Source organism: Streptomyces sp. NPDC057939, assembly GCF_042887545.1.
Taxonomy (GTDB): Bacteria; Actinomycetota; Actinomycetes; order Streptomycetales; family Streptomycetaceae; genus Streptomyces.
On the sequence record NZ_JBHVPG010000021.1, the window covers coordinates 38,100 to 63,414 of the forward strand.

Here is a 25,315-nt window from a genome sequence, read left to right on the forward strand (position 1 = left end):
GGTGCGCGGCGTCGTGGTTGACCCCCGTCCCGGAGCCGTCGGTTCCGGGGCGCCAGAGGAACCCGTGGAACGGGGCCGCGGTCAGGGCCGAGTCGGCCGCCCCGGACGCGACGGCGGCGGCCACGGACTCGACGTCCGAGGGCGTCAGGAAGGGGCTGGTGCACTGGACCAGGACGACGACGTCCACGGTCGCGGTCGCGGGGCGGCTCCCCTCCGCGTCGTCCGTGGCGTTCGCGGCCTCGAAGGCGTCGAGGGCGTGCAGGAGCGCGGCCTCGCTGCTCGCGGTGTCCCCGGAGATCGCGGCCGGGCGGCGGATCACCCGGGCGCCGGCGGCGCGGGCGGCGTCGGCGACCGCGTCGGAGTCGGTGGAGACGGCGACGTCGGTGACGGTGGGCGCGGCCAGGCAGGCGCGGACTGCGCGGGCGACGAGCGGCACCCCGCCGACCGGGGCGGTGTTCTTCCCCGGCACCCCCTTGGAGCCGCCCCGGGCCGGGATCACCGCGAGGACCCTCACAGCTCCCCCAGCCGGCGGATGACGGGGGCCACGCGCTGCACGCCGTGCCGGTAGGTCCCGCGGGCGGTCTCGCGCAGTCGGGCGCGGAGCCAACGGCGCGGCCCGGACCCGGTGGGCGCCTGTCGGGCGGCCCCGGGCAGCGGGGTCCCGTCGCTGTCGAGGTGGTGCCGGGCCAGGATGCCGGGAAGGTACCCGGGCGCGGTGGCCGCGGTGTAGTAGGGGGCGACGGCGGGCAGCCGGTCGCGGGCCAGCAGCTCGGCGAGCCGGTCCCGGGCGGCGGCGTGGGCGTCGGGGCCCCCATCGGGCGCCGGGGCGTCACCCGACGGGTGGGCGGGGCCCGGCAGGTGAGCCGTACCCGGCACGTGGGCGGCGCCCGGCGAGTGGGCCGTACCCGGCACGTGGGCCGCGCCCGACGAGTGAGCCGTACCCGGCGAGTGGGCCGTACCCGGCACGTGGGCCGTGACGCCCTGGGCGGCGAGCCAGTGGGGGTCGGCCCGGGGCAGGAGGCCCTCGTCGAGGCGGTCCCACGAGGTCAGGCAGCCGGAGCCGATGAAGTGGTGGTTGCCGAGCGCCTCGCGGATGCCGAGGTCGGTCAGGACGGCGGTCGGGATGCCCCGGTGCAGGGACTCCAGGGCCGCGGTGGAGGACACCGTGACCAGCAGGTCGGCGCCGTCCAGGACCTCGCCCATGTTCCCGTGGACCGGGCGGCAGTTGGCGGGCAGCCCGCCGGGGAGCCGGTCGGCGAGGCGCTGGTAGGGGTGCTCCTCCAGGTGCGTGGTGTGCTCCCCCGGCCTGCTGCGCAGTTTGATCAGCACTTCGCGGTCCGGGTGGAGCCGGGCGTGTCCGGCGGCCCGCCGCAGCAGGTACGTGCGGTCGGCGCGGCTCTCGGGGACGGAGGGCTGCACCGCGAAGACGACGGTGTGGGCGCGGCTGCCCACGGGGGCGTACGGGGCCCCGCCGAGGAACGGCAGGGCGGTCTCGGTGACGGCGCCGGGGTCGGCGCCGACGCCCTCGTACACGGCGCGGAAGCGGCCCGCGTCGTGGCGGGAGTTGGCGAGGACGATGTCGGCGCCGTGCCGCAGCAGCAGTCCGTCGGCGAGCTTCTCGTAGACGACCCCGACGTACCCGGTGACGAGGACGGGGCGGGCGGCCGGGCCCGGCCACAGGGCGCGGACCCCGTGCAGGAAGGCCTGGACGGCGCCGCCGACGAGGGCGAGGACGACCACGTCGAACCGTTCGCGCCCGAGGACGTCGAGGAACTCCGCGCAGGTCACCTCCGTCGGCGGGCCGTCGGTGGCGACCCCGACCTCGCCGAGTTGGCGCGGCGTGGGGGTGGCCCGGCCGCGCAACAGGTAGCCGGTGACCCGACGGTGTTCCGGGTCCGGGGCGAGGCGGCGGGCCGTGAGCGCGCCCCATTTCCACCGCGTGTCGGAATCGGCGATGACGGCGATGCGGAGTTCGGCTCGGCTGCTGCTGAGTGGCACTGGCACCCGGCAGAAGCTATTCCGCATTTCCGGTGTTCGGCCCAACGAACGCACAACGGTGGGTTAACAACCCGTCGACGAAATGCGAAAGCGTGCGGGTTAACGCGCCCGCCGCTCGTCGTTCACATGGAATCCGCGTACGGGCCATGGCGAATGACGCGCCGCCCCCTATTGTCTCGCAGGTGCTCAAGCTCTCTGTCGTCGTGCCGTTCTACAACGTGCAGACATACGCACCGGATGCCCTGAAGAGTCTCGAACTGAACGCCCGCGAGGATTTCGAGTTCCTGCTGGTCGACGACCGATCCACGGACGGGACGCCCGAGTTGCTCGAACGGGCCGCCGCCGCCCTGCCCGGCGCGGTGCACCTGAGACGGGACCGCAACGGCGGGCTGGCGGCGGCGCGCAACACCGGCCTCGACGCGGCCAACGGGGAGTACGTCACCTTCCTGGACGGCGACGACTGGCTGGAACCGGGTCACCTCGCCCGCACGTTGGCCGCCATGGAGGCCCTGGGCTGCGACTTCGTCCGGACCGACCACGTGCAGGTCACGGGCCGGACCCGGAGCGTGCAGCGCGTTCCGTACGGGCCGCAGGGCGTGCCGGCCGATCCGCGCGCGGCGATCCTGCCGGTCTCGCGGGCCACCGGCGTGGACTACGCGTACGCCTGGGCCGGGATGTACCACCGGCGGCTGTTGGACCGCGGGTTGCTGCACTTCACCGACGGGTTGCGGACGGCCGAGGACCGGCCGTGGATCTGGCGACTGCACCGGGAGGCGCGTTCCTTCGCCGCGGTCGGAATGCCCGGGATCTTCTACCGGCGCGGCATTTCCACGTCCTTGACGCAGATCGGCGACGAACGACAGCTCGATTTCATTCGCGCATTCGATCAGGTCCTCTCCGACACGGCCACCGACCCGGAATGCGAACTCCTGATGCACAAAGCGGTTCGAACGTATTGCGCGATTATCGCGCACCATATCGGTTCGATCGAGAGGTTCGAACCGGCCGTGGCCGGAAAACTCAGGGCCATGAGCGCGGACGCGCTCGGCCGCATGCCCCGGCCGGTGCTGGACCGGGCCCTCGACTCGATGGACGCGGAACGCTCGGCCCTCCTGCGCAAACTGCGCCGCCGCGCACCCGCACGCCCCGGGCGGACCGTCCGGACCTCGGGAGCCGCCGCGTGAACGGCACCGGCGTGACCCAGGTGTTCCTCGCCTCGACCCTCTACGGGACGGCCACGCTCGCCGCCGCCCTCGACTCCGGCGCCCTGCCCCCGGCCGCCCGCCGGATCCTGCTGACCAGCAACCACTCCCCCACCCCCGAGATCACCCCGGGCCTGCCCGCGCTGCCCGGCTTCGCCGCGCTGCGGACCCGCTTCGACGAGGTCCTCGACTGGAACGCCGTCATCGCCCCGCAGCACCCCAGCGTCTGGGCCCCTCGGCCCGAGGACGTCCCGATGTGGGAACGCCAGTTGCGCGCCCTGTGGGGGCTCGGCGAGGACCGGGTCGAGCTGATCGTCGAGTCCCTCCAGGTGCCGCCCGCGCAGAGCCTGTGCCGGCTCTTCCCGGGCGCCGCGGTCGAGGTCTACGCGGACGGGCTGATGTCCTATGGCCCGACCCGCTTCCGGCTGGACCCGCAGATCGGCATGCGGGTGCGGCGCGTCCTGCACCTGGACCTCGTACCCGGTCTGGAGCCGCTGCTGCTGACCGAGTTCGGGGTACCGGCCGAGGTGGTCCCGACGCCGGCCGTCCTCAAGGTGCTGGCGGAGCTGGCCGAGGAACCGGGCCCCGTACCGCCCCGACCGGCCGCCGCCGAGGACGGCGGGGGCCCCGCCCTGTTGCTGGGCCAGTACCTCTCCGCGCTGGAGCTGCTGTCCCCCGCGGAGGAGGAGGAACTGCACGTGGAGATGGTCCGCGGAGCCTTCGCCCGGGGCCACCGGGACCTGGTCTTCAAACCGCATCCCAGCGCCCCCGCGGCCTACTCCCGACGGGCGGAGGCGGAGGCCGCGCGCCTCGGGGCGCGCCTGACGGTGCCCGACGCCCCGGTGCTGGCCGAGACCCTCTACCAACAGCTGCGCCCGGCACTGGTGGTGGGCTGCTTCTCGACGGGGCTGCTGACGGCCCGGGCGCTGTACGGGATCCCGGTGGCCCGCACCGGGACGGCGGCGGTGCTGGCCCGTCTGAGCCCGTACCAGAACAGCAACCGGATCCCGCTGACGCTGGTGGACGCGCTGGTGCCGGACCTGGCGGCCGGGGCGACGGCTCCCGCGGCGGCCCCCGCCGACCTCCCCGGTCTCGTCGCCGCGGTCGGGTTCACCATGCAGCCGAAGGTGCTTGCGGAGCGGCGCGCGGACGCCGAGCGCTACCTGACCCGGAGCCTGGACGACGACACCCGGCGCTACTTCGGGCGCCGCCGGCTGACCGCGCTCGGCCTGCCGGGCGGGATCCCCGCCCGGCTGGCGTTCCTGCCCCGCAGTCCGGCCGTGCGCCGGGTGGCGCACCGCCTGCGGCGCCGGTTCGGGGCGCCGGCCGGGGGCCGCTCCTAGAACCTGTCGTCGAAGTCCCGTTGCCGCCCGGAGGGCGGCCTCGCGGTGTCCGGTGGCCCGGTCAACTGGTGGCGAGCTTGGCGGCGAAGCCCAGGAAGAGCACGCCCGCCGCCGAGGTCGCCCCGGCCGAGAGGCGCTTGCGGCGGCGGAAGGCGGCCGACAGCCGGGTCCCGGTGAAGATCAGGGTCGACAGGTAGAGGAGGCTCACCAGCTGCGACACGACGCCCAGCAGCAGGAACGACAGCGCCGGGTACGCGTAGCCGGGATCCACGAACTGCACGAAGAACGACAGCAGGAACAGGATCGCCTTGGGGTTGACGAGGCTGACCACCAGCGCCCGCCGGTAGGGCCGCTCGGCGACGCCCGCCGGCGCCTCGCCGGCCAGCAACTCCTCCTGGTGGACCCTGCGGTCCTTCCACATCCCCCACGCCGCCCGCATCATGCCGACGGCCAGCCAGCCCAGGTATCCGGCGCCGAGGAACTTGACGACGGTGAACACCAGCGGGCTCGCCTGGAGCAGCGCGCCGGCGCCGGCCGCGGTCAGCACCATGAGGACCGTGTCGCCGGTGAACACCCCGGAGGCCGCCTTGTAGCCCTCCTTCACCCCGCTGCGCGCGGCGACGGACAGCACGTAGAGCGAGTTCGGGCCCGGCAGCAGAACGATCAGAACCAGGCCGGCGAGGTACGTAGGAAGGTCTGTGACACCCAGCATGGGCAGGAGTGTCGCACAGGTACGCACCTGTACCGCCAGTGGGTTTCACGGGTTGGTACGAGGGCCCGCGGGAGCCGTCGGGGCGCCGCGACGCCGACGGGTCCGGGGGCTGGTACAACCGTCCCTCGACGGCCTCTGGTCACAATGGCGCAACATCCCGGAACCCTCCGCAACTCTCCGCGCCCCCGAAGCATCACTTGCATACACACGACGTTGAAATCGGGGGACCGCGATGTACCGCCAGAAAGTCATGATCCGCACGCTCGGCCTGGCCGCGTCGGTCGTGCTCGCCGCGACCGCCTGCGGCCCGCAGGGTTCCGCTCCGGCCGCACCGGGCTCGTCCGCGTCGGCGCCGGCGGCCTCCCCGTCCGGCCCGGACGACAAGCCGGGCGGCGGCGGGTCCTCGCCGGCGCCGGGCACGTCCGCCTCGGCGGGGCAGCCCTCGGCGCAGGGTGGCGCGAAGCCGATCATGGCGAACGGCGACGAGAGCGACCGGATCCGCGAACTCCAGGCCAGGCTGCGGCAGCTCAAGCTGGTGTCGGTGGCACCCACCGGCTTCTACGGGTCGAAGACCACGGCCGCCGTCAAGACGTTCCAGTCGAACAACGGGCTCCCGTCGACGGGCGCGGTCGACGAGGCCACCTGGCAGAAGATCCAGAGCCTCAGCAAGCCGCCGACCGAGGAGGAACTGCGCCCGCCGACCAGCAACGAGCTGGCCGCCCCGGACCCGCGCTGCATGGAGGGCCGGGTCATGTGCATCAGCAAGGAGAGCCGCACCCTCGCCTGGATGATCGACGGCAAGGTGGTCTCGTCGATGGACGTGCGCTTCGGGTCGGAGAACACCCCGACCCGTGAGGGCCTGTTCAAGGTGGACCGCAAGGAGCGGAAGTGGAAGTCGACGCTCTACCACACGGACATGCCGTACTCGATGTTCTTCAGCCACGGCCAGGCGGTGCACTACTCCCAGGACTTCGCGAGCCGCGGCTACAGCGGCGCCTCGCACGGCTGCGTGAACGTCCGGGACATGGCCAGGCTGTCGGCCATGTTCGAGCAGGTGCAGGTGGGCGACAAGGTCGTCGTCTACTGGTGATCCGCCGGGCGGGAAGTTGAGGGCGCGGGCAGGGCCGGGGGAACGTGCCCCGCCCGCGCCGGTTGCGCAGAGCCCAGGGGTACGGGGGGAACCCCGGCTCATGCGCGGCCGATGACCAGTCGGCTCGTTATGTACTGCGCCGGCGGTTCGAAAAGTGTTACTGGGGGGTGTGCCGAGCCGTTCCGGTCGGCGCCCCGGCCGGTTCAGCGGCGGTGGCGGGAGCCCGGCGAGACGCCCGGAGCCGGGGTCGGACTCGGGGCCGGGGCCTTCAGGACCTCGCCGCCCGGCCCGTCCCAGCCGCCCTGCGGGAGACCGTCACGGGGGCCGTCCAGCACGAACTCGCAGTACCGGGGGATCTTCGCGAGGGCCCCGGCGAGCTTGCTGAGGCGCGAACGCCGGTCGTCGTTCATCCGGCCCGCGCGGTAGTCCTCGCACAGGTCGGCGGCCCGCGCCTGCCTGTCGCGGTCGCGGTCCTTGCCACTGCCGCCGCCGCTGCCGTCCACCTTGTCCGTCCGGTCGTTGAACAGTTCCCGGCCGCCGTCGGCGGTCTCGTTCGCGCCCGATCCGGTACTGGTGCTCATGCCGGTGCCCGCCCCGCCGGTGGGGAAGTGGGACCCGGATCCGCTGCCCGAGGTGGTGCCGGGAGTCGTACGGCTGTCCGTGCCCGGCATCCGCGAGGTGCCCGGGGAGGTGACGAAGCCGTCGCCGCCGCGCTGCGGGGTGGTGGGGTCCGGGCGCGGGATGAGCGGGGCCGGGCCGTCGCTCGCCCCGCCGGCCGGGCCGTCCGTGTCGGCGCTGACCGAGACGGCCGGGGCGGGGGCCGCGGTGTGGCCGGCCTCACGGTCCAGCAGGCCGCTGCTCGCGACGGCCGCGATCCCGCCGACGGCGACGCCCGCCAGGGCCGCCGCGAGGCCGAAGCGGACCGGGGTGCTCGCACGGCGCTGCGCGGGGATCCGTACGGTCGCCGCCGGGGTGAGGGAGACCAGGGGTTCGTGGGCGGCGGCTTCGTGGGCGGCCGGTGCGGCCGTGGGGCGCCGCGGGGCCGGGGCCGGGGCCGCGCCGCGCGCCGCGCGGAAGGCGGCCAGGGCGGCTTCCTCGCCGGGCAGTTCCCGGCCGGGCGTCGGGGTCACGCCCAGGGATTCCAGGGCGGCGCGCAGCCGGGCCTCCCCGGCGCGGGCCCGCGGATCGGCGCCCGGTCCGGCCGGGTCGGCGGGTTCTCCGCGCAGCAACCTGTCCGCCGCGGCTGCGTCCAGCCACCCGTTGTGCTCGTCGGCCATCACATGTCCTTCTGCGTCCGCCAACGTGAATGCGTCACACCGGTTTGTTCTACGAGGCCCCCGGCGCGGCCGCGTTGCGCCGGTACGGCGTCCAGATCGCGCTCCCGTGCCTGGTCATCGGCATTATGGCCGACGCAGGGGCCGGGTTCCGCTTCGTTTTCGGCACTGCCCAGCAGTTCCGCGAGTCTCTTCAGCCCCCGGTGTGCGGCGGTGCGGACCGCGCCGGGCCGCTTCCCCAGGGTCTCGGCGGCGCTCTTCGCGTCGAGGCCGACCACCACCCGCAGCACGACGGCCTCGGCCTGGTCCTGCGGGAGCTGGGCTATCAACGCCATGGTGCTGCCGGTGGACAGGGCCTCCATGGCGGCGCCCGCGGTGTCGCTGTCGGCGGCGTGGCCGGTCAGCTCGCTCTCGTCGCCGCCGATGGCCGGCCGGCGGCCGCGCATCCGGATGTGGTCGAGGGCCCGGTTGCGGGCGATGCGGGCGGCCCAGCCGCGGAAGCGGTCGGCGTCACCGGTGAAGGAGTCGAGGTCGCGGGCGATCTGCAGCCACGCCTCGGACGTGACGTCCTCCGCGTCGCCGTCGCCGACGAGCGTGCGTACGTATCCGAGCAGGCGCGGGTGCACGGCGCGGTACACAGTCCGGAACGCGTTCTCGTCGCCGTCCTGTGCCGCGAGCACCGCGGCGGTCAGCTCCGCGTCGTCCCCCAGCAAAGTCCCCAACCCGTTCACTGTCCTGTACGTGTGGCGCAAATCCGCACGTTACGGCTTTCAAGCACCTCTCGTCCACGAGTTGTACAACCTGCAACCAACCCTGCGCGGAGCGGGGTGTGACACAAAACGCACTCGCGGCGCTGACAGGGGTACGGGCTTGTCGCACGAGTCCGTGTCGGATGGCGACCGGGGCCTCTCCTGTGGGGGGTGGCGGCCTCGGTCGCCTTCCCCATGTCTCACGCTCTGACCAGGGATTATGCCGAGCGTGAGGCGTTGCCGTGACCAACCGCGTGACCAACGCATCCGGCGGCTCATCCAATCCGCCCCAGGCCGATGCGCTGCGCCGTTCCCGAGGCCAGCTTGCGTGCACCCTCAACTCGGCGCTTACCGTACTGCGCCATCGTGTAGCCGGGCGAGTGGTGCCTCACGTTCGCGGAGACCTCCACCGGGTTCTCCCCCGCGTCCAGGTCGTTCGTGACCTTGCTGTGCCGCCAGTCGTGGATGCGGAATCTATCCGGTAGGTCGAGCCGCTTCCGCGTGCTTCGCCATCTGGCGCTGACCTGGCCGGCATCCTGCGCGCGGCCCGGAGTGATCCCGCCCTTGTAGAGCATGTATCCATCCCGCGCGAAGATCAGGTCGTTGTCTTCCCAGGCCGGGCCGAGCTTCTCCTTCCACATCTCCTGACGTTCCCGTACCACCTTGAGGACGCCCATGAGCGCTTGATCGACATAGATGATCGCGGCGTCGTCCCCGTCCTTTGTGAGGCGCCGCAAGACGCTCTTGTTCCCGACCTCGACGACGACCCACTCCAGTTCGATGGCGCAGTCGTCCCAGTGGATGAGGCTCCACTTCATGCCCAGGGCCTCGCTCCGGCGAACACCCGTGGCGGTGTATACCGTCCACAGCGGTGCGTCGCGGGTGCAGAAGTGCAAAGGCCCGCATCCCCGCCGTCCGCATGGTGTCCAGATGTCTCCAAGGAACCCACTCGTGCTGGCGTCGTCGAGCACCACGTACTTGCGCTGCTGTGCCTTGACCTGCCGGACCGTGGGCGGGCTGGCGGTGGCCGCAGGGTTCACCGGGACCAACTTCTTGATGACCGCAGCCGCGAACGCAGCCGACAGGATGTTGTGGACGTGGCGGACGGACTTTGCGCCCAGGGGCTTGCCCCTGTTCGATGGGCACGGGGCCGTCTCCAGCATCCGGTACAGCGCATCAAGATCGTCGTCAGTGATGTCCTTGAGCTTCTTCGCCCCCAGGTGCGGCTTGATGTGGAGCCGGATCTTCGTTTCGTACGCTGCGCGAGTGGTGTCCTCGACTCGATGACCGATGAACCACTTATCCAGCCAGTCGCTGAACTGCATATCCGAGCGCGGAGCAACGGCCCCCGCCTCGTGATCCGCCAGCCACTTATTGAGAGCCTTACTGGCCTCGGTTTTCGTCGAATACTCACGCCCTATCCAGAATCGCACCTTCTTTGCCTGAATCGGGTCGTAATGGAGGGGCGTCCTTACACCCCAGGTATTCGGCCTGCCACGTCGCGGTATTTCAACCGGCGAGCCCCCCAGACCGTTAGCCTTCTTAGCCACTCATACTCCTCCCTTCTCTTGGCCTCGGACGAACCGGGGCTAAAATGTGTGCAGCAGCCAAGAGCTCTACGGCATCTGCCGATCGATCCACTTGTCGAGATCCCCCGGCCGACAGCGAAGAGCGTTGCCGACCTTCCTGAATGGAATTCCCTGGGCTCGCCAATTCCCGTACACCCAGCTCTTCGGCTTTGCCAGGTGCCTCGCGACCTCGTCAAGAGACATGAGCGGTGTCCCAGTCACGTTCAAGAAGCGCTCCGGCCCTGGCTGCTCTGGAGCTTGAGGATTGCGCCCGGGATCAGTGCGGGATCGTGTACGCCGAGCAGCTTCGCGACTCGTCCGAGCATCTCCGCCGAATCGACCGCCGGGGGCTGCTGGGCGGGGCGCGAGTACACCCGGCACTCCTGACCGCTGACGCCGAGAACCCAGCCCCAGCCGTTCCTTAGTGCTGTCTCGGTGGGCTTCAGGCGGCGGCTCCGAAGTAGTCAGCCCGGGAGAGGGACGTCAGGTGGTACATGCCGTGCTCGCATTCGTAGTAGCGGTTCTCGAAGGTGATTCCTCGGCCGGTGCCTCGGCGGTCGGCAACGCCGCGCCGTTTGGCCTGCGCCTTGCCGAGGGCTCGCTCGGCGGCTCGGGGGTCGGCGTAGGCCCGCTTTGAGCCGCAGGGGCAAGCCCTGAAGTCGATGGTTCTGGTGGTCATCTCGCGCTCCTGTTCCTACTTGCGAAACCCCTCGCAGGGGCAGGTGGGTATCTGGCAGGCACCCCGGGCCGCAGAGGCCGCGGAGTGGGTAAAGGGGGCATGGCCGCACTCGTCGTGCTGGCAGTACCCTTTCCACTTCTTGCCGTCGTGATTGGCGAGCATCGCGCCAGGACTGTGGAGTGGAACGATGCGCCCCCTGCCGCCGAAGGCCATCTTGGAAGCGAAGGACTTGGCCTCGGCCTCGTTGCCGAAGGGGGCGAAGTTCAGGCCGCGGTGACCATCGCTCCACGTGTGGACGAGGGCCACCCAGTCGCGCATCTGGAGGATGGACCCGATCTCCTTGATTAGGGCCTTGGCCATCTGGTCGGCGTTGTCGAAGCCGGGGTCTTCCAGCACGGCCTTCACCGCGTCCACCTCCTCGCGGCGGGGGGTGATCCTCACCGGCGCCCTACCGGAGCGAGTAGCCGCTCAAGGCGACCCAGGACTTCAGGCAGGGCGCCGGCCGATGCGCCGGAGCGGATATCGGCGACAACACGGCGCAGCTCGGTCTTGAGCATCGGCATCGTGACTGGGCCGGTGAGGTCCGCGACGAGTTCCAGCGTTGCCGGGGTGGGGTTGACGACCCGGACGGGAAATCTGAACCAGTCGGCATCCAAGGCCCAGGCGTAGCCGATGACTTGCCAGCCGCCGCCGTGGGCCTTGAATCCCGCGTCACCGTCAGCATCCCGAATCTCGGTGCCGACCGGCAGCTCATCAAGGATGGCGGAGTTGTTGATGGGGTTAGTGGTCACTGCGTCCCCTCCTTCTGAGGAAGACACTATTACATTGACCCCAGCAGTTCAACTCTTACATTCGCTCCGTGAGGAGCTGGAGCTTGTGGCCGAGAGCGTAGGCCGAGCGGTCGTTGACGAGCACCTCGTCGAAGTCCCAGTCGGCGAGGGCGCTCTCGCTCGGGTGGCCCGACTCCGTGATCACCTCTTGGCCCGGCCGCAGGATGTTGACCACCAGGCCGCCTCGCCTGACGATCTCCGCTGCCTCATTCGGGAAACGGACATCGGTGATGACCGTTGGACCCCATCCCTCGGCGTCCTGGAAGAGGGCGTCCACCCAGATGTCCTCACCGAGAACGGCCCTGCCTGCCTCCGTGCCGCACCGCTGAAGGTACCTCCGCACCTCAGGCTGCATCTTCTTGACAGTGTCCCAACCGAACTGGTCCACTTCCGACGCGAGCGGGGAGTAGCCGTGGGCCTCGATCCATGGGTTGACGGCGTACAGGAAGTCCTTCACCTTGTCGGCGAAGGCGCGACGCTGCCAGCCGATCGCCTCCAGGGCCTTCGCCGCGGTGTCCTTGCCGGAACCGGCGAGCCCGGCCAGCCCGACAAGGGGCACGGGATGCAGCGGCTCCGCGAGGAGCTCCACGTCGGACTCCCTCAGCACGGAGACCCAGTTCTGCCGGCTGGGCTCGGCACCAGGGGTCTCGTCCACGTGAAGACGGAATACCCGGCGGCGCAGGCCGCCCCAGGCTGCGGTCTTCAGCTGAGGATCAGCGACGAGGAAGCCCTCGCGGGTGACGGTGTGGCCTCGCGTGTCACGACCGGTGGCGCGTACTCGCTGGCCGGACTTCAGATTGACCTTGATCTTCATTATTGGAGTTCCCTGCTGTCGATGAGGCGGTAGAGACCCGGCGCGCGAACGTGGCCGCTGCACACGTCGCAATCGCATTTGTGCAGGCAGGTGCCGCATGCCGGTTCGTCGCAGTAGGAGTCCGGGCCATGCCAGCCGTGTGCGGGGTCCGGGTCCGGGCAGCCCCAGCCTTCGCAGCTCCGGTCCTTCGCCCACGTCGGGTAGACGATGTGTTCGCGCCGCCCCAGGGGCCCATGCACGAGGGGTCTGTCGGGGCAGGTGAAGCGGGAGCGCCCCGCTCTCTCGCGGGTCAGGAAGGCCGCGCGGCAGCGCAGGCACTGGAGGCGCCCCTCGGGCCGCATCCGAAGTGAATGGCTAGTCACAGGTTCACCATCTCGACGTAGCAGTCCGCGATGGGGATGCCCTCGGCCTTGGCGTGCTGGATGCAGTTCTCGGCGCACTCCAGGAAGAACGCGAGGGCCTTCTCCGCGGCCTCGGACGCGGTCTCGGCGAACTCGTACCGGGCATTCTGCATGCGCAGCAGCTCATCGCCGAACATCAGGAAGAGCACCCCGGCTAGCCAGTAGATCCGGCCGCCGCCGAAGGGGTTGAGGTCGTTCTGCTCGTGCAGCACCGTGTCGTTGGTCAGGCCGCGCTCGATGCGGACCCGAAGCTTTGCGCCGTTGGACAGGGTGATCGTCTCGGTGTAGCTGGTCATGTCGTCCTCACGGTCGGTCATGGTTCTCCGTACGGGTCAGAGGGTCGGCACGGGGAAGTGGATGTCGCAGGACGTACGGCGGCACGGCTGGCCGAGGGCGTTGATGAACTGCCGATGCGCCTCGAAGGCTTCGGCCAGCCAGTCGTCGCCCTCGACGAACTCGGGGCGCTTCTCGGCCCACAGGGCGCGGACCTTGGCGATGTCGGGTATCTCGTAGAACTCGCTGGCGCCGTGCTGGCGGATCAGGTCGATCCAGGAGGCTCGGACCCGGTCGTATCCGCGCCGGGAGTGGTCGTATCCGGAGGCGGGGTCAATGTCCTCGATCGCTACGCCGGAGGCGATGCAGACGCCGGCGCGGGCGTCGGCCATGGAGGTGAGCCGGTCGGCCTCGCAGACGGGGCAGTCGAACGGGCTGCTGGCGTAGTGCATGAGCAGGAGGTTTGCGTGCATGGTCTCTCAGACTCGTCAGGCGGCGAGCACGTATACGGGCTCGGTAGAGGTGGGCGTGGTTGTAGATGTCGGCGAGGTACCAGCGGAGGCGGTCCTCCCAGTGCTGGTGGAGGAGGGTGCCGATGATGACCGCGCTCATCGGTGGGGCGACGACGTCGCCGATTTGCTGCGTGCAGCTCGACCGGGAGCCGGTCCACGGGTGTCCGGGGCGGAAACCGACCAGGAGCGCGGCCTCGTCGAGGCTGAACGTCCGGTCCTTGTCGTGCTCCCAGTACCAGCCGCGGATTTTGCTGGTGATGCCGGTCGCGGGCTTGTCCGCGCTCCAGCAGTTCCCGCCCGCCGTCTTGCGGAGGCCTCTGGTGTTGACGCGGATGCCTTCGGGCCAGCCGAGGGCCTGGGCGGCGCTGGTGGTGGGAATGGGTGCCCTGGGTGTGAGGGCGGCCATGTCGACGTACGAGTGGCGGGCCGCCATTAGGAAGACACGCTTGCGGCGGGAGGCAAGGCCGTAATCCACGGCGTCCAGGACGCGGTACTCCGCGCTGCACCAGTCCGCCGACCAGAGCTCTTCACGCAGTCCGTCGAGGATCAGTTCGGGCAGGGCCGAACTCTGCTCCATGGCCAGCCAGCGGAGGTTGTCCCATTGGGCGGTGAGGGTGAGCGACCAGATCAGCACCTCGGCGACGAGGCCGATCCGCTCGTCCGTCATGTCGGCGACCGGGGCGCGGACCTCGTCCATGGTGAGCAGGGGACCGGTGTAGCCAGCGTGGCCGTCCCACGCGGGGTCGTTGCAGATGAGGCAGGTGTCCTCGAACTCGCAGGCTTCGCAGTCTGCACTGTCGTGCCAGTGTCCGAAGGTGGCTTCGAACGCCATGGTGAAGGTGTCGAGCAGCAGCTCCTGATTGCGGGGGTCGAGTCCGGCGCGCTTGCCGGCCGGTGACCAGCACTGGCAGGGAGCGGAGACGATCAGTCCGCGTACCCAGCGGAGCGCCGGGTGCCTCGGGTCGAGAGAGCGGACGTCTGCGGTGATACGCCGGAACCCCGCTGCCTGAGCCGTGGCCGACGCGCCCTTGTGCATTTCGACGCCCACGGCGTCGAGCTCGTGGCGCAGGACGTCCCGGGCTCCGAATTCCCAGCCCCCCGCACCGGCAAAGAGGTTGATCACGCGGTCGGGGTCCCCGGGCTCCGGTGGGAAGAACCAGTGGACGGGCCAGGGCGCGGCGATCTCCGCGAGTTCTTCCGGTGTCTTGCCGGAGAGGTCGAGGTCGTCGGGGACACCGAGCGCTCCGGCGGTGTCAAGGCGGGTCAGGGACATCAGGCCGCAGCCACGGCCTTAACGGATGGGTTGGGGGTGATCACGGTGCGGCCTCCGCGTAGGCGGCTATGCGGACGAAGAGGTCGATGATCTTCGCGTCGGCCGCGCGCAGCTCGCCGCAGACGTGTTCGCGGTGCTGTTCGGCGCTGCGGAGATCGCTTTCGAGTTCCAGGCGTTCGCTGATCCGGCGCCAGTGCGGGTGCTCCGCCTCGTACCGGTCGGCGGCCTCCGCCACCATAAGGTCGAGGCGCCGGTCCGCGGCCGTCTCGGCGCCGACCACCTTGCCCTCGGCATTGGTGTACTCCCCGTCGAGCAGCACAGGCGACTGCCAGCGCCAGCGGCCCGACGTGCCCAACTCCTGCTCCAGAGATCGGATGCGCCTGGACGCAACGCGGTAGCGCCGACCCCGGATCTTCAGGAAGCCGGGCTCGTCCTCGTCAGCTGAGGAACTGATGGCCAGACGGGAGCGGACGAGGCGCACCCGCTCGTCTCCCCAGCGTTCCTCCTTGGTCTCGGCAGGTAGGACGGTGACGTGGAGGTCGCCCTCAGGGAATGCGTACGTGGCGTGGTGGGTCATGGAGGTCTCCATCGGTCAGGCGGGGGTGGTGTAGGGCAGGCCGGCACGGAGGGCGGCTTCGAGTTCCTTGGCCGCGCGCTTGAACTGGCCGAGGGCTTCCATCGCGAGGGCCCAGTCGCCCGTGGGGAGGTCGCGGATGTCGTCCATCCAGGACAGGCAGGCGTACGGGCTGAGGAAGTGCAGCAGGTTGCCATCCGTGTCCACGACGACCACTTCGGCGGGGTCGAAATAGGCCGTGTCGAGGTCGAGGAGGTGGCCGCAGTGATCGCAGAGGAAGAGGCCGGAGGGCTGGGCCCCGTAGGGGCCGATGCCGCAGTCGCGGCAGGTCATCGTGCTCATGGGTATCCTTCCGAGCGGCACCGGTCCATCCCACCTCGAACGGGAGGGACCGGCGCCGTCGTTGTGTCTAGGTCAGTGATCGGTGGTGAAGCGCTCACGCATGGCCTCGGGCCCGTGCTGGCGCCAGTAGGCCAAGGTGGCTCGCTCGCCGGAGGGTGACGCGTCATGCGACCCCGTCACCGCCTCGTCGGCTTCGTCCCCTCGGTCGAGGTGGACATAGGGAGCGGCCAGGTCGTCGTCCGCCGCACTGCCGTTCTCCTCGATGAACAGGTGGCACTTGGCGCACCGCTCGTACAGGACTTCGGTCGGCGGGGTCCCGAAGTAGGAGAGGAGCTCCTCTACAAGCCGCTCCTCGTATGCGCTCAGGGGGCCCGCCTCGTACCTCGGCTCGTCCTTGAACCAGACGGCCGGCCAGGTGACAGTGGGGAGCGCGAGAATCAGCGCTTCGGCGGCGGCGGCCAGGTTCAGCCCGGCAACGTGCTCGTCTTCCCACGACCAGGTGCGGCCTGGCTCGGGCTCTTGGCGCATAGTCTCGACGGCTTCGTTCAGCTCACCGACAAGGTGCTTGATTCGGTCGGTCATGTGCATCGCCATTACTCAGTAGACGCTGAGAACTTCAACGACTTCCACGTCCTGGATCTCTTCGAAGACGGGGTCCAGGCCATCCAGGTCCTCGTTGTCGTTGATCCAGTCACGAAGGTCGTCCTCGTCGAAGATTTCGCCGTCGTCGTCGAGGAACTCGTCGGGGACGTCTATTTCCAGCTCCATGTCTCCGTGGGTGGTGCGAGCGAGGGTGAACTTCACGAGCTTCTTCACGCCGCGACCTCCTCAGCCTCGGCACGCATCTCCGCGAGTCCGGCGTCGAACTCACTCAAGACAAGGAGCTCAGCCTCGTCGGCAGTGCGAGCTTCGACAAATTGCAGGAAACGATAGAGGTTGTCCGTCGTATAGAGTTCACTGCTCTCGTCGTGGAGATGGCCTGCAAAGACCCCGGAGATCAGCAGCACCTCCGCGTCCTCGTTATGCAGGGCGCTAACGGTCCATCGTTTCAATTCAGAGCTGTTCAAGATTTCCCCTAGGTAGTCGCGGCAGGGGCCGCAAGTGAGATCTTCATCAAGCAGTTCAGGGGTGTAGCCGCACTCGACACAGGGTTCGGTGTTCATCGCGGGTTGAAGACGTAGACGCCGCCGTACACGCGCTCGGCGTGCAGGCCGCTGGAGAAGAGCTCTTCGGCGGCGCGGTCCCAGTCGATCGAGTTCCACGGCCAGCGCGTCATGCGCTCCGTGTCCTCGGGCTTGGAGGTGTCCTCGGCCCACTCCTGGGCGTAGTGCCCCTCGGACTGGTGGAAGCCGCGGTACTCCTCACGGAAGCGGTCGACCCAGTGGGCGTTGTCGACGTCGTCGCCCCACTCGGCGACCCAGGCCGAGAACGCGCCGAGCTCATCGTGGGTGAGGCCCTGGAGGGCTTCGGCTATCTCGGCGGCGTGCGCCGGGGAGCACTCCCCCTCAAGGGCTCCGTAGAAATCCTCGTGATCCGTCACCCACAGTTCCTCGTGCTCCGTGGGTCCGCCGTGAAGGTCTTCGGGAGTGACCAGGTCACCCGTGTCGGCGTCGTACCAATCACCAACCAGATAGCCGGAGTTGTAGCAGGCCAGGCAACAGATCCAGACGCGCGGCTGGACGGTGAGGGTCAGGGATGGGGCGGTCAAGTGGTCCTCGCTGTCGAATGGGGCCGCCGGGCCAGGCAACTGGCCCGGCGGCGGGTTCTCAGTTCTGGGCGGTGCGTCGGTCGACGTGTCGGCGGAGCGCCCGGACGGACTCCAGGACGAAGTACGCGCCGATGGCCGAGGCAGTGAACTGCCACAGGTTCGGGTCGACGTCGGCGAGGGCCCAGATGGAGGCGGCGAAGGCGCCAGCGAGGGCGCTCTCGACGAGGGCTGGTATGAGCTGCTTCATGGGGACTCCTGTGTGCGATGCGGGCTGGCATCGTCAGGCAGGGCAAACCACTGCCCCGCGACCCCCTTTCGGAGGTTTCGCCTGGTGATCGACTAGTGGTCGGAGTCTTCGAGGACGGGCCACAGCTCTCGTGAGCGGTGGGCGCCGATGGACTTGTGCAGGTCGTCCAGGGCGCCCTGGAAGGAACGGACGCACGGGTCGCACAGGAACTGCCGGTTACTCGGAGAGCGGGTGTACGGACCGCGCCGACCGGTCGCGGGGCCGCAGACCTCGCAGAGACCGCCACCTTCGATGTGCTGGAAGACGACGCTCTTGACGCCGTTGTGCGGGCTCGTGCTCTCGACGTAGGCGTGGCCCTCGCGGACGGCGGCTTGGAACGCCAGACGGTAGCCGTAGTCGTGCCAGGTGCCGCCGTGCCGCCAGGCCCCGCACGAGCCGTCGTGATCCTCGGGCTGCTCGTAGCCGCAGTCGCAGATGTAGAGGTCGTACGGCCAGGTCACGAAGCCCTCCCCTGCAAGGGCTGCCTGGTGGGCCTGGCGGCCAGCACGGTCGCGAAGTTGGCCATGACCACCATGGCCATGTGCTCCAGGTCGGGGCCGCCGTCCGGGATCGGTACTCCGAGCATGCGGAGGGAGGACAGGGAGCGGGCCACGAGTCCGGCCATGCCCTGGGTGTCGACGAGTTCGGAGCAGATGTCGCAGGCTCGCCACCGTCCGTCATTCGGAAGCGGAGTCACCAGTCCTTCGTCACTCAGCAGGGCGACGACGGCCCGGTCCTGGAGGACGTAGACCCATTGGGCGCCGGGCAGGCAGCAGAAGTCACACTCGGGCATCGCTCCGCCTCAGGCCGTCAGGGCGAGCTGAGACGTCTCGCCCTTGTAGTGGGAGTCGCCTTCGTCGTCGCTCTCGGCGTGGCAATACAGCCACATGTCGGCGGCTCGGGTTCGGTCGTTGGCCTTGAGGAAGTCCGCGAGGCGCTCGACCTCCCCGCAGTTCAGGTGCTCGCCGATACCGGCTGCCAACAAGCCGTCGTCGAGGAGATCCACCAGATCATCCGATGCGGTCCGCAGCACGGAGAGCTCACTCTCCAGGGTGCCGACGATGTCGGCCGCGACGGTCAGCGCGAAGACCGTGGTGTCACGCTGGGCACGCAAGGCACTCCAGGGATTCAAGAGGCAACGAAGGCGGGAGGGCTCCCCCGGCACGGCCGTGCGGTTCGTGAAGATCGAGGTCAGTCGCTTGAAAGCACGCATGTGTGTCACTCCGGTGGTGGGGTCGTCTACAGGCAGAGCAGGGGCGGGGTAATGAGGGAGAGCTCGGGCGTGACCTCCTGGACGGCGATGCCGTGGGGTTCCCAGACCCCGCAGTCGGGATCGCCTTCGCACGGGCAGTCGCGGCGGGAGGTCTCAACGAGGGCCTCGGCGCCGAAACGGGCATAGCTCAGCGCGGCGTCCCGGTCGTCGAAGTGGGTCTCCTCGCGGCGGTCGTGGGTGACGACGTAGCGGCCCCTGCCCTTCGACTGGATCTCCCAGAGTCCGAGGAGGTCGGCGGCCTCGTTCCAGACACGGACCTCGTACGGGCGGGTGGTGGTGCGCATGTGTTCTCGCATTCGGGTGGAGAGCCACCCCTCCCCGGGAGGGGGCACAGAGAGGGGTGGCGGTTCAAGGAAGGGGTCAGGCCGGCATGAGGGCGAGCTGCCCCAAGATCTCGTTGCGCATGAACTCGCGACCCAGCGCGAGGAAGTGCTCACCGCGGCCGCGGTCGTACGCGTCTCGCACGCCGTCCCAGTCGGCGTGGCCGTCCGAGTCCCGGTACTCCAGGTCCCACAGGCAGTCGGAGGCGTGCTCGACGATGCTCTGGTGGTCGGCCTCGGAGTCGTAGGGGTAGTGCAGCTTCACGTCCTCCAGGGCCTCGTTCAGGTTGCCCTCGAAGACCCCTCGGCGCTGGTCGTAGTAGTCGTCCTCGTCGAGGAACGGATGGTCGTCCTTGACGAACAGGGCCAAGGCGACGGCCGCACGGAAGGCGGCGGTGTACGCATGGGTGCCGTGACAGTCCCCCTCGCATGGACTTCCCTGGCAGAAGTCGACGTCGGGATCACACCCCGGCCGGCACTCCTCGGTGTGCGTGCCAGGGCAGTCCTCGGGGCAGCCGCCTTCGTAGACCTGGACAAAGAGCTGGGCGTAGTCCCAGGCGCTCGTGCCGCGCCCGCAGTCATACACCTGCTCGTCGGAGACCACGGTGTCCGTGCGTCCCTGATCGGCGGCCGTGCGGATCAGGTCGCGGGCGACCTCGAAGTTGCTCTTGTCGCCGATCCAGCCGCAGCGATCGTCGTGCCACGTGAACATCTCCACATGGGTCGGGGTGTCCTCGTTGGCGTACGTCCCCGTGCACCAGGAAGGCCAGGAGCGGTGCGCATCATCGAGTCGCGCGGCGTACTCGGCGAGCGTGTCATCGGTCGGAGTATCGAGACTGCGGTACATGGTCCTCGTGATCCGGTTGGAACGGGCGCGCCTTCCTGCCCTCAGCGGGTAAGGCGCGCCCGTCTAGTTACACTCTTACATTCAGGCGTCAGATCACGTCGGACTCTTCGAGTTCTATGCCCCCGACCCGGATGTCGGAGTAGGCCCACACGAATCCCGGCAGGTTCGGCGCGTCAGCATCCACCGCTGCGCGAACGGCAGCCTCGATCACGTCGCGGCCGTCCCGACTCCGAAGCCCTTCGTACGTGACGGTGATCGTGACCTCGGCGCGGTACTCGTCAACGATCGGGGCGAGCTTCAGGGCTTCGAGGATCTCGTTGGCCGCATCCCTGGAGATCTCGTCAGCCTGGTGCGAGGCGAGGAGCTGATCACGCACGCTCCCGCGGAATCGGCCGGCCTCACGGTCAACCTCCTGGTAGAGCCCCTCCCATCGTCCAGCCTCGGCCTTGTAGTGGTCACGCAGGCCGACCAGCTCCGCGACCTCCAGGCCGTGATCGGTGGCCAGGTCATTGACCACCTCACGAAGGAGCTCGAACGCGTCCGACACGTCCCGCAGCTCCCTGCGGGTTCCGTCCAGTTCGTAGGCGATGGCGAAGTTGCGCTCACTCAGGTTGCAGGCCATCTCGAAGAAGGAGAGGTCGCCAAGCGGGTGGTCCTTGCAGAGGTTCACAGCCATGTTTCTCCAATCGCAGGCCGAGCAGAGCCCGACTCCGTATCGCAGCGCGAACTGCACTGCGATGTCAGCCGCGTCCATTTAGTTACACTATTTCAATCGGCGCGGCGTCAGCGCCCCCCGGTGGCTTCGCACCTACGCCCAAGGCGTCCGGGAGGCCCGGCCAACAGGCCGGATGTTCATTTCAAGTGATTTGGGTGAGGCTCACTCGCGCCTCGTTCACCGTCCACCGTTCTGCCGTCCACGTTCCGCTCGCCTCACTTTCGAAGCGCGCAGTCCGCGTGCCTCACTTTCGAGGTTCGCGGTCCGTTTCCGGCCGTCCGATGGACGGTGAGCCCTGACTCGCCTAGTCACGTTCCTGCCGACCACCTTGACTGACCCCCTGCACGCCGAACCGCAGGGCATCCCACGGCGCGGCACAGCGAGTTACGCCAGACAAGGAGGCGTCCGACTGCTACCGGCTGGAAAACCGGTACGGACAGCGTTCTCTACACCTAAGCGGCTGTACCCGACGGGGTTCTCGATGCCGTCCGCTTTCGCGCCCATCATCGGCAGGATGCCCTACCTCCGGGTACGTCAGCTTCAGGGCCGTGGTCGCCCATCCTTCACCCCCGACGCCTGCCTCTCGGCGGTATCGGGACGGTGGTCCTACTGTCCGCGCAGCGGCATGTAAGCCAGCAGGCGGGGAGTGTGTGTGCCGTTCCGGCGGGGCCGGTCTGGCGTTGGCTCCGACCCTAGTGGGCCTCGACCTAGTTTCGCAACTCTTACATTCGCTGGGTTGCGATCCGCCATCCCGTTCTCTCGGCGGCGCCGCTCATGCGGCCCGTTCTCGACTTCCCGGTCTGGCGTTGGGTTCGAACCTAGTGGATCGGAACCCGGTTTCGCAACTCTTGCATTCGCTTCGAGTGCCTGCCCCCACCACGTCCGGCCTGCCGTGTGGCTGGCGTTCCGTGGTGGCGACATGGAGAACATTACGGCCCGAGTGACACTCTTGCAAATCTGCACCCAAAGTCGCAGGTCAGAGCGGGTTTCGCCCCTACCTGAAAGGGGCCTGATTGGCGCTGTGAGGCCCGTTCTCGGCCCGTTCCTGCGCTCCCCCGGGCCGTGCCTGCCATGCCCTGAGTCGGGCGCCTGTCTGCCTTGGGGGGTGCGGGGGGTGAGTGCCTGCGCGACGCGCGGAGGGTAGCGCACGGCGCGCAGCGACAGGCGGCCGGGACCGGGCAGGGGGGTGGGGGGTGACCCCCGGTGTACGCGTACGCGGACCGCCATGTCTTAGCAGCTCGGATTCTGCCACGGTTCCAGGGCCGTCTGACATGGCGCCGCCGGTCCTACCGTCGCGCTAATGGACCAAGGCGACCGCCAGCGCCGTGGCCAGGACGACCACCGCCGCGATGCTGGACAGCACGGCCAGCCGCAGGAAGCGGAACTTGCGGCGGAGGAGCTGTGAGCGCCCGATAAGCCGTGTGGCTCGACGGTCGGCGGCAAGATCGTCGAGCACCTCATCCGGGGTGCTGCACTCAGCCCAGCGCAGGAAGGAGCCCGGCGTCGCGCTGCTGGCCACCCCCAGCGGGAAAAGGGCGGTCAGGGCCAGAACCGCTCCGGTCAGCATGCCGGCGCCCGCGAGTCCAAGCAGGACGGCAACGGCGGCGGGAAGATGCCGGCCGGTGACCACTACCGTCAGGAGGGCCATCGGTAAGCCGAAGGCCGAAAGCAGCGCGGCGACCTTCGCTTCCGTTCGGCCTAGGTCGGTAGTCACCTCGGCGTGCGCCCGGGTGAGGGCCTCGTTCACATCAGGGCTGTTGTTGGGCTGGTCCACTGTGCTCCTTCAATGCCGGGGTCTAGAGATGCCTGCGCGGGCTTGCAGCAGGCAGCAAGAAGCCCGCCCAGTCCGGCGTGGACTGGGCGGGCTACTTGATTCTGGGGTTGGGCGATTAGTCGGGGTGGGACGGCTGAGCTGCGACTCACCCGCCGCGCTGCTATTCCTTCATCACTTTCAGTGCCGTGGGCCGAGACATCACGCCACGAACACGGTGAGCGATGTTGTTCCGCGAGTAGCTGCTGAACTTGCGTACGTCCCGCATCGCGTCTTCGAGCTCTTGCCGACGCCTATCCGACGCGACGTCAGCCATCTGGCTCGCTTCGATCGCCACTTCGAGTGCGGCCACCAGCTCGTCGGCCGGTGTCAGATCGGTGATCTCGGCGTAGGCGCCCAGGTTGTTCCGCGCCTCGACGTAGGCCGGCAGGCCGCGGTAGCGCTTCGGGCAATCCACCTGCCACACCGCCAGGACGAATCTGGCGAGGTCGTGAACTGTGCCATCCCAATCCACGCCATCGGCGGAAGCTGCTGGCTTCTCCCACCCCTCGCCGGCATTGGCTGCTGCGGGAACGCGAAGCTCGTAGGAAAACTCCAGGTCAGCACCGTTCGTCATGGTCAACGACTTTACCAGTCAAGGCATTGACCAGTAAAGCCGTTGACCACTTCCCCGTCAGGCTGCTTGCAGGTCGCCCAGGTAGCGGTACCCCGAGCGTTCCGAGCATCCGAGCCGCTCCGCCAGCGTCGCCCCGGTGACCTTCTCACCACTGGCCTTCATCGCGGCGATCGTGTTCTTCACGACGGCGAGGGGGACTGCCTTGCGCTGAACCCGCTGGTGGCGCGGCTTGGGCTCCACTGTGGCGGCCTCCGCCAGCTCCTCGGAGATCTCGTCGACCAGAGCGGCGGCCTCGGCTGCAAGCTCGTCGACGATTCCCGCCAGCTCGTCGTACTCGTTGGCAATTCCGCGGCTCTTCGAGACGAGCTGGCGGCCCGCCAGGTCGAGCGCCTCTGCCAGTTCGCCCGCCAAGTAGCTGGCAGTTTCCTCAGCCTCCCGCAACCTGTCCCAAGCCGTCAGCTCCTCGGCCGGCATCGCCGCCATATGAAGCATGTGCGCCACGACGAGCGGAGGCACCGAGGAGACGACTGCCACCAACAAGGCGGAGGTCGTCATGTATCCACGGTCGAGCAGGTGGGCCACGACCTGAGCTGACAGTGCCAGCGCCAACGCAACCCCGGCGCCGATGGTGGCAGTGACGCGACCCGGAGCCTTGGCAAGTTGGCGCTGGGTGGCAATGACGGCGGCGCAGGCGGCGTAGGCGGAGACGCAGACCGGCATGAGCCAGGTGACCCAGCCGTGCCAGCCCGCGATCTCCGCCATCCGGATCTCGCCGGGCACGGACATGACGAGGGCTGCCACCAGAACCAGGGGCCTGCCACCGACGAAGACGGCCTTGGCGTACCAGGGCATTTGCATGTTGATCATCTCGTCGCCCCTCACGCGGCCATGGCGGCGCGGCAGCGCTCGCGGCCCTGTCGGGCGGTGGCCAGATCATCGAGCACCGGCTCCGGTTCGGCGGGCGCGGTTCCCGCCAGGAGCGCGGCAGCCCGGTCGAGCTCTGCCTTGCAGGTGGCGCACACCTCGCCGTGGCGGCCGAGCGGGAACGGCGCCCGGCAGACCTCGCAGCGGTCGCGGGTGTCAGGAACGGGCTTGGGCTTCGGCGCCGGCCGCTCGGGCATCTGGTTCCTGAGGCGGTAGGAGATCAGCGCTGCGGCGGAGTCGACGTGCTCGGGAAGGCGGGCCATCAGCGCTGCGGTGATCTTCGCGGGGTTGTGACCCTCCGCCAGCCAGGCGGCGGCGAGCGGGGCCAAGCGAAGGACCTCGGCCGTGCTCAGCTTCAGACGGGGCTCGATCCCACCGAGGTGGGCAAGCGCAGCGGCGGCCTGGCCCGCCTCGGCGTCAACCGGGGCGACGTCATTGGTCGTGTCGAAGCCATCTCCCTCCTCCTCGACATCGGCCTCATCGGCCTGCTGCGGCGCCGGGACGGGGAGGAGGTTCTTTCCCCGGTTCTTTATCCCCTTGGGAGAGTCGCCGATGCTCCGAGCACTCGGCTCACCGGCCGCCGGGATGCGGTCCATCGGAAGATCAGAGATGTGGGACTGGGTACCCCAGAGCCCGGTTTCAGAGTCCTGGCCACGTTCCCGCCGCAGGTACCCCGCGCTCTCCAGCGCGGTGAACGCCTTCGCGACGGCCCGCCGGCCTTCCTCGACCTGGTCGGTGATGGTGTCGATAGTGGCTCGCGTTCCGTCCGGCAGGGACAGGAGCGTCACGAGCAGGCCGCGGGCGGTGAGCGACAGGTCCCGGTGGCGCGCGGCCGAGTTAGGCACGACGGTGAAGGCACGGTCGTGCCGGTTACGATGCACTCGCATCTAGAGGTCTCTTCTCTAGGTGAAGACCCCGGCCCGGTGTTACAGCACCGACCGGGGTCGCTTGCGTTCTGTGCTCCGCACCGTATGACAGAGTGTGACTCCAATGCAAGACTTGATGTCATCGCCTCGCGTCTGCGATTGAAAGAGTGTGTCTGCCGTCACGTCTAGATAGGTTCCAGAACGGACGGCTGCCTCCGTATATATGAGTAGAGGGGCAAGCCTCCTGGGGCTTCCCTCCGAGGGCGCCTACGGCGCCCACCCCTCGAAGCCTCCTTCGCCGCTGCCCCCTGCCGGGGGCAACCTGCCGCAGCCCCTGCTCGCCGCTGCGTCAGCC

The 25,315-nt window shown here is 69.2% G+C and carries 34 protein-coding genes, 1 other RNA gene and 1 pseudogene; 3 read left to right on the forward strand and 33 right to left on the reverse strand.

Translation table 11 applies throughout. From position 1 onward, the window contains the following. Positions 1-94 precede the first annotated feature (94 nt). A pseudogene (locus ACFVS6_RS22520) lies at positions 95-514 on the reverse strand (cytidylyltransferase domain-containing protein); the annotation flags it as partial. Further along, positions 511-2,025 (reverse strand): DUF6716 putative glycosyltransferase, encoded by a 1,515-nt coding sequence (locus ACFVS6_RS22525; RefSeq protein WP_389706236.1) that lies wholly within the window; start codon positions 2,023-2,025, stop codon positions 511-513. The gene ACFVS6_RS22525 and the pseudogene ACFVS6_RS22520, both read right to left, overlap by 4 nt. Before the next feature lie 155 nt (positions 2,026-2,180). Between ACFVS6_RS22525 and ACFVS6_RS22530 the strand changes: the two genes are divergently transcribed. Continuing rightward, positions 2,181-3,182, forward strand: coding sequence for a glycosyltransferase family 2 protein (locus tag ACFVS6_RS22530; protein ID WP_389706237.1), 1,002 nt, complete (start codon positions 2,181-2,183; stop codon positions 3,180-3,182). Continuing rightward, positions 3,179-4,543: a polysialyltransferase family glycosyltransferase gene (locus tag ACFVS6_RS22535; RefSeq protein ID WP_389706239.1), complete on the forward strand. Its 1,365-nt coding sequence runs from the start codon at positions 3,179-3,181 to the stop codon at positions 4,541-4,543. The genes ACFVS6_RS22530 and ACFVS6_RS22535 overlap by 4 nt, the downstream gene beginning before the upstream one ends. 61 nt (positions 4,544-4,604) lie before the next feature. On the opposite strand, the gene leuE is transcribed toward ACFVS6_RS22535, so the two are convergent. Further along, positions 4,605-5,255: a leucine efflux protein LeuE gene (leuE, locus tag ACFVS6_RS22540; RefSeq protein WP_389706240.1), complete on the reverse strand. Its 651-nt coding sequence runs from the start codon at positions 5,253-5,255 to the stop codon at positions 4,605-4,607. 232 nt (positions 5,256-5,487) lie between these two features. Here leuE and ACFVS6_RS22545 point away from each other — a divergent pair, with 232 nt between their 5' ends. Then, a complete protein-coding gene (locus tag ACFVS6_RS22545; RefSeq protein ID WP_389706242.1) occupies positions 5,488-6,345 on the forward strand; it encodes a peptidoglycan-binding protein in 858 nt (285 codons plus the stop codon). Positions 6,346-6,548: 203 nt separating this feature from the next. Here ACFVS6_RS22545 and ACFVS6_RS22550 read toward each other — a convergent pair whose 3' ends face one another. The 30 genes from ACFVS6_RS22550 to ACFVS6_RS22695 form a co-directional block, all read right to left on the reverse strand. Further along, the gene (locus ACFVS6_RS22550; RefSeq protein ID WP_389706244.1) at positions 6,549-7,622 is read right to left on the reverse strand and encodes a hypothetical protein; all 1,074 of its coding nucleotides are present in this window, start codon (positions 7,620-7,622) and stop codon (positions 6,549-6,551) included. Beyond that, positions 7,622-8,332: an RNA polymerase sigma factor gene (locus ACFVS6_RS22555; RefSeq protein WP_389706418.1), complete on the reverse strand. Its 711-nt coding sequence runs from the start codon at positions 8,330-8,332 to the stop codon at positions 7,622-7,624. The genes ACFVS6_RS22550 and ACFVS6_RS22555 overlap by 1 nt, the downstream gene beginning before the upstream one ends. 311 nt (positions 8,333-8,643) lie before the next feature. After that, positions 8,644-9,918, reverse strand: coding sequence for a tyrosine-type recombinase/integrase (locus tag ACFVS6_RS22560; RefSeq protein ID WP_389706246.1), 1,275 nt, complete (start codon positions 9,916-9,918; stop codon positions 8,644-8,646). Positions 9,919-9,984: 66 nt separating this feature from the next. Then, complete coding sequence (locus tag ACFVS6_RS22565) at positions 9,985-10,140, reverse strand: helix-turn-helix domain-containing protein (protein ID WP_389706248.1); 156 nt, start codon at positions 10,138-10,140, stop codon at positions 9,985-9,987. 20 nt (positions 10,141-10,160) lie between these two features. Further along, positions 10,161-10,310, reverse strand: coding sequence for a hypothetical protein (locus tag ACFVS6_RS22570; protein ID WP_389706250.1), 150 nt, complete (start codon positions 10,308-10,310; stop codon positions 10,161-10,163). Between the two features lie 68 nt (positions 10,311-10,378). After that, positions 10,379-10,615 carry a hypothetical protein gene (locus tag ACFVS6_RS22575; RefSeq protein ID WP_389706251.1) on the reverse strand — a complete coding sequence of 79 codons (237 nt, stop codon included), beginning with the start codon at positions 10,613-10,615 and terminating at the stop codon, positions 10,379-10,381. Between the two features lie 15 nt (positions 10,616-10,630). Continuing rightward, positions 10,631-11,020 (reverse strand): hypothetical protein, encoded by a 390-nt coding sequence (locus tag ACFVS6_RS22580; protein ID WP_389706253.1) that lies wholly within the window; start codon positions 11,018-11,020, stop codon positions 10,631-10,633. A gap of 32 nt (positions 11,021-11,052) precedes the next feature. After that, positions 11,053-11,406: a hypothetical protein gene (locus ACFVS6_RS22585; protein ID WP_389706254.1), complete on the reverse strand. Its 354-nt coding sequence runs from the start codon at positions 11,404-11,406 to the stop codon at positions 11,053-11,055. Positions 11,407-11,461: 55 nt separating this feature from the next. Next, entirely contained in the window at positions 11,462-12,259 is a 798-nt protein-coding gene (locus ACFVS6_RS22590; protein WP_389706256.1) for a hypothetical protein, read from the reverse strand. 358 nt (positions 12,260-12,617) lie between these two features. After that, positions 12,618-12,977, reverse strand: coding sequence for a hypothetical protein (locus ACFVS6_RS22595; protein WP_389706257.1), 360 nt, complete (start codon positions 12,975-12,977; stop codon positions 12,618-12,620). A 15-nt stretch (positions 12,978-12,992) separates the two neighbouring features. Continuing rightward, on the reverse strand, positions 12,993-13,325 hold the full coding sequence (locus ACFVS6_RS22600) for a hypothetical protein (protein ID WP_389706259.1): 333 nt from the start codon (positions 13,323-13,325) through the stop codon (positions 12,993-12,995). Further along, positions 13,267-14,718 (reverse strand): DNA cytosine methyltransferase, encoded by a 1,452-nt coding sequence (locus tag ACFVS6_RS22605; protein ID WP_389706261.1) that lies wholly within the window; start codon positions 14,716-14,718, stop codon positions 13,267-13,269. The genes ACFVS6_RS22600 and ACFVS6_RS22605 overlap by 59 nt, the downstream gene beginning before the upstream one ends. 40 nt (positions 14,719-14,758) lie before the next feature. Next, positions 14,759-15,295 carry a hypothetical protein gene (locus ACFVS6_RS22610; RefSeq protein ID WP_389706263.1) on the reverse strand — a complete coding sequence of 179 codons (537 nt, stop codon included), beginning with the start codon at positions 15,293-15,295 and terminating at the stop codon, positions 14,759-14,761. 15 nt (positions 15,296-15,310) lie between these two features. Beyond that, positions 15,311-15,634, reverse strand: coding sequence for a hypothetical protein (locus ACFVS6_RS22615; RefSeq protein ID WP_389706265.1), 324 nt, complete (start codon positions 15,632-15,634; stop codon positions 15,311-15,313). Positions 15,635-15,706: 72 nt separating this feature from the next. Beyond that, positions 15,707-16,216 carry a hypothetical protein gene (locus ACFVS6_RS22620; protein WP_389706267.1) on the reverse strand — a complete coding sequence of 170 codons (510 nt, stop codon included), beginning with the start codon at positions 16,214-16,216 and terminating at the stop codon, positions 15,707-15,709. A 15-nt stretch (positions 16,217-16,231) separates the two neighbouring features. Further along, positions 16,232-16,450, reverse strand: a complete 219-nt coding sequence (locus ACFVS6_RS22625; RefSeq protein WP_389706268.1) for a hypothetical protein — start codon at positions 16,448-16,450, stop codon at positions 16,232-16,234. Further along, entirely contained in the window at positions 16,447-16,797 is a 351-nt protein-coding gene (locus tag ACFVS6_RS22630; protein WP_389706269.1) for a hypothetical protein, read from the reverse strand. The genes ACFVS6_RS22625 and ACFVS6_RS22630 overlap by 4 nt, the downstream gene beginning before the upstream one ends. Next, positions 16,794-17,342, reverse strand: a complete 549-nt coding sequence (locus ACFVS6_RS22635) for an antirestriction protein ArdA (RefSeq protein ID WP_389706270.1) — start codon at positions 17,340-17,342, stop codon at positions 16,794-16,796. Before ACFVS6_RS22635 ends, ACFVS6_RS22630 begins: the two co-directional genes overlap by 4 nt. A gap of 58 nt (positions 17,343-17,400) precedes the next feature. After that, positions 17,401-17,589, reverse strand: coding sequence for a hypothetical protein (locus ACFVS6_RS22640; RefSeq protein ID WP_389706272.1), 189 nt, complete (start codon positions 17,587-17,589; stop codon positions 17,401-17,403). A gap of 18 nt (positions 17,590-17,607) precedes the next feature. Further along, positions 17,608-17,672, reverse strand: an RNA gene (locus ACFVS6_RS22645) — hammerhead ribozyme type II. 9 nt (positions 17,673-17,681) lie between these two features. Then, entirely contained in the window at positions 17,682-18,089 is a 408-nt protein-coding gene (locus ACFVS6_RS22650; protein ID WP_389706273.1) for a hypothetical protein, read from the reverse strand. Further along, on the reverse strand, positions 18,086-18,421 hold the full coding sequence (locus ACFVS6_RS22655) for a hypothetical protein (protein WP_389706274.1): 336 nt from the start codon (positions 18,419-18,421) through the stop codon (positions 18,086-18,088). Before ACFVS6_RS22655 ends, ACFVS6_RS22650 begins: the two co-directional genes overlap by 4 nt. Positions 18,422-18,430: 9 nt before the next feature. After that, complete coding sequence (locus ACFVS6_RS22660) at positions 18,431-18,742, reverse strand: hypothetical protein (RefSeq protein WP_389706275.1); 312 nt, start codon at positions 18,740-18,742, stop codon at positions 18,431-18,433. Between the two features lie 125 nt (positions 18,743-18,867). Then, entirely contained in the window at positions 18,868-19,185 is a 318-nt protein-coding gene (locus tag ACFVS6_RS22665) for a hypothetical protein (RefSeq protein WP_389706276.1), read from the reverse strand. 76 nt (positions 19,186-19,261) lie between these two features. Continuing rightward, a complete protein-coding gene (locus ACFVS6_RS22670) occupies positions 19,262-20,068 on the reverse strand; it encodes a hypothetical protein (protein ID WP_389706277.1) in 807 nt (268 codons plus the stop codon). 88 nt (positions 20,069-20,156) lie between these two features. Continuing rightward, positions 20,157-20,822 (reverse strand): hypothetical protein, encoded by a 666-nt coding sequence (locus tag ACFVS6_RS22675; protein WP_389706278.1) that lies wholly within the window; start codon positions 20,820-20,822, stop codon positions 20,157-20,159. A gap of 1,258 nt (positions 20,823-22,080) precedes the next feature. Further along, a complete protein-coding gene (locus ACFVS6_RS22680; RefSeq protein ID WP_389706280.1) occupies positions 22,081-22,557 on the reverse strand; it encodes a Pycsar system effector family protein in 477 nt (158 codons plus the stop codon). Positions 22,558-22,717: 160 nt separating this feature from the next. Beyond that, entirely contained in the window at positions 22,718-23,170 is a 453-nt protein-coding gene (locus ACFVS6_RS22685; protein ID WP_389706281.1) for a hypothetical protein, read from the reverse strand. A gap of 57 nt (positions 23,171-23,227) precedes the next feature. After that, positions 23,228-24,037: a hypothetical protein gene (locus ACFVS6_RS22690; protein ID WP_389706283.1), complete on the reverse strand. Its 810-nt coding sequence runs from the start codon at positions 24,035-24,037 to the stop codon at positions 23,228-23,230. 11 nt (positions 24,038-24,048) lie between these two features. Continuing rightward, a complete protein-coding gene (locus tag ACFVS6_RS22695) occupies positions 24,049-24,981 on the reverse strand; it encodes a helix-turn-helix domain-containing protein (protein ID WP_389706285.1) in 933 nt (310 codons plus the stop codon). Positions 24,982-25,315: the final 334 nt, after the last annotated feature.

What these genes read in the sequence shown, in the direction of transcription:
- ACFVS6_RS22525 (WP_389706236.1), bottom strand. Translation starts at nt 2,025, where the DNA reads ATGCGGAATAGCTTCTGCCGGGTGCCAGTGCCACTCAGCAGCAGCCGA.
- leuE (WP_389706240.1), bottom strand. Translation starts at nt 5,255, where the DNA reads ATGCTGGGTGTCACAGACCTTCCTACGTACCTCGCCGGCCTGGTTCTG.
- ACFVS6_RS22545 (WP_389706242.1), top strand. Translation starts at nt 5,488, where the DNA reads ATGTACCGCCAGAAAGTCATGATCCGCACGCTCGGCCTGGCCGCGTCG.
- ACFVS6_RS22550 (WP_389706244.1), bottom strand. Translation starts at nt 7,622, where the DNA reads ATGGCCGACGAGCACAACGGGTGGCTGGACGCAGCCGCGGCGGACAGG.
- ACFVS6_RS22565 (WP_389706248.1), bottom strand. Translation starts at nt 10,140, where the DNA reads ATGTCTCTTGACGAGGTCGCGAGGCACCTGGCAAAGCCGAAGAGCTGG.
- ACFVS6_RS22575 (WP_389706251.1), bottom strand. Translation starts at nt 10,615, where the DNA reads ATGACCACCAGAACCATCGACTTCAGGGCTTGCCCCTGCGGCTCAAAG.
- ACFVS6_RS22590 (WP_389706256.1), bottom strand. Translation starts at nt 12,259, where the DNA reads ATGAAGATCAAGGTCAATCTGAAGTCCGGCCAGCGAGTACGCGCCACC.
- ACFVS6_RS22595 (WP_389706257.1), bottom strand. Translation starts at nt 12,977, where the DNA reads ATGACCGACCGTGAGGACGACATGACCAGCTACACCGAGACGATCACC.
- ACFVS6_RS22600 (WP_389706259.1), bottom strand. Translation starts at nt 13,325, where the DNA reads ATGGCCGACGCCCGCGCCGGCGTCTGCATCGCCTCCGGCGTAGCGATC.
- ACFVS6_RS22605 (WP_389706261.1), bottom strand. Translation starts at nt 14,718, where the DNA reads ATGTCCCTGACCCGCCTTGACACCGCCGGAGCGCTCGGTGTCCCCGAC.
- ACFVS6_RS22610 (WP_389706263.1), bottom strand. Translation starts at nt 15,295, where the DNA reads ATGACCCACCACGCCACGTACGCATTCCCTGAGGGCGACCTCCACGTC.
- ACFVS6_RS22615 (WP_389706265.1), bottom strand. Translation starts at nt 15,634, where the DNA reads ATGAGCACGATGACCTGCCGCGACTGCGGCATCGGCCCCTACGGGGCC.
- ACFVS6_RS22620 (WP_389706267.1), bottom strand. Translation starts at nt 16,216, where the DNA reads ATGACCGACCGAATCAAGCACCTTGTCGGTGAGCTGAACGAAGCCGTC.
- ACFVS6_RS22630 (WP_389706269.1), bottom strand. Translation starts at nt 16,797, where the DNA reads ATGAACACCGAACCCTGTGTCGAGTGCGGCTACACCCCTGAACTGCTT.
- ACFVS6_RS22640 (WP_389706272.1), bottom strand. Translation starts at nt 17,589, where the DNA reads ATGAAGCAGCTCATACCAGCCCTCGTCGAGAGCGCCCTCGCTGGCGCC.
- ACFVS6_RS22655 (WP_389706274.1), bottom strand. Translation starts at nt 18,421, where the DNA reads ATGCCCGAGTGTGACTTCTGCTGCCTGCCCGGCGCCCAATGGGTCTAC.
- ACFVS6_RS22665 (WP_389706276.1), bottom strand. Translation starts at nt 19,185, where the DNA reads ATGCGCACCACCACCCGCCCGTACGAGGTCCGTGTCTGGAACGAGGCC.
- ACFVS6_RS22670 (WP_389706277.1), bottom strand. Translation starts at nt 20,068, where the DNA reads ATGTACCGCAGTCTCGATACTCCGACCGATGACACGCTCGCCGAGTAC.
- ACFVS6_RS22675 (WP_389706278.1), bottom strand. Translation starts at nt 20,822, where the DNA reads ATGGACGCGGCTGACATCGCAGTGCAGTTCGCGCTGCGATACGGAGTC.
- ACFVS6_RS22685 (WP_389706281.1), bottom strand. Translation starts at nt 23,170, where the DNA reads ATGACGAACGGTGCTGACCTGGAGTTTTCCTACGAGCTTCGCGTTCCC.
- ACFVS6_RS22690 (WP_389706283.1), bottom strand. Translation starts at nt 24,037, where the DNA reads ATGATCAACATGCAAATGCCCTGGTACGCCAAGGCCGTCTTCGTCGGT.
- ACFVS6_RS22695 (WP_389706285.1), bottom strand. Translation starts at nt 24,981, where the DNA reads ATGCGAGTGCATCGTAACCGGCACGACCGTGCCTTCACCGTCGTGCCT.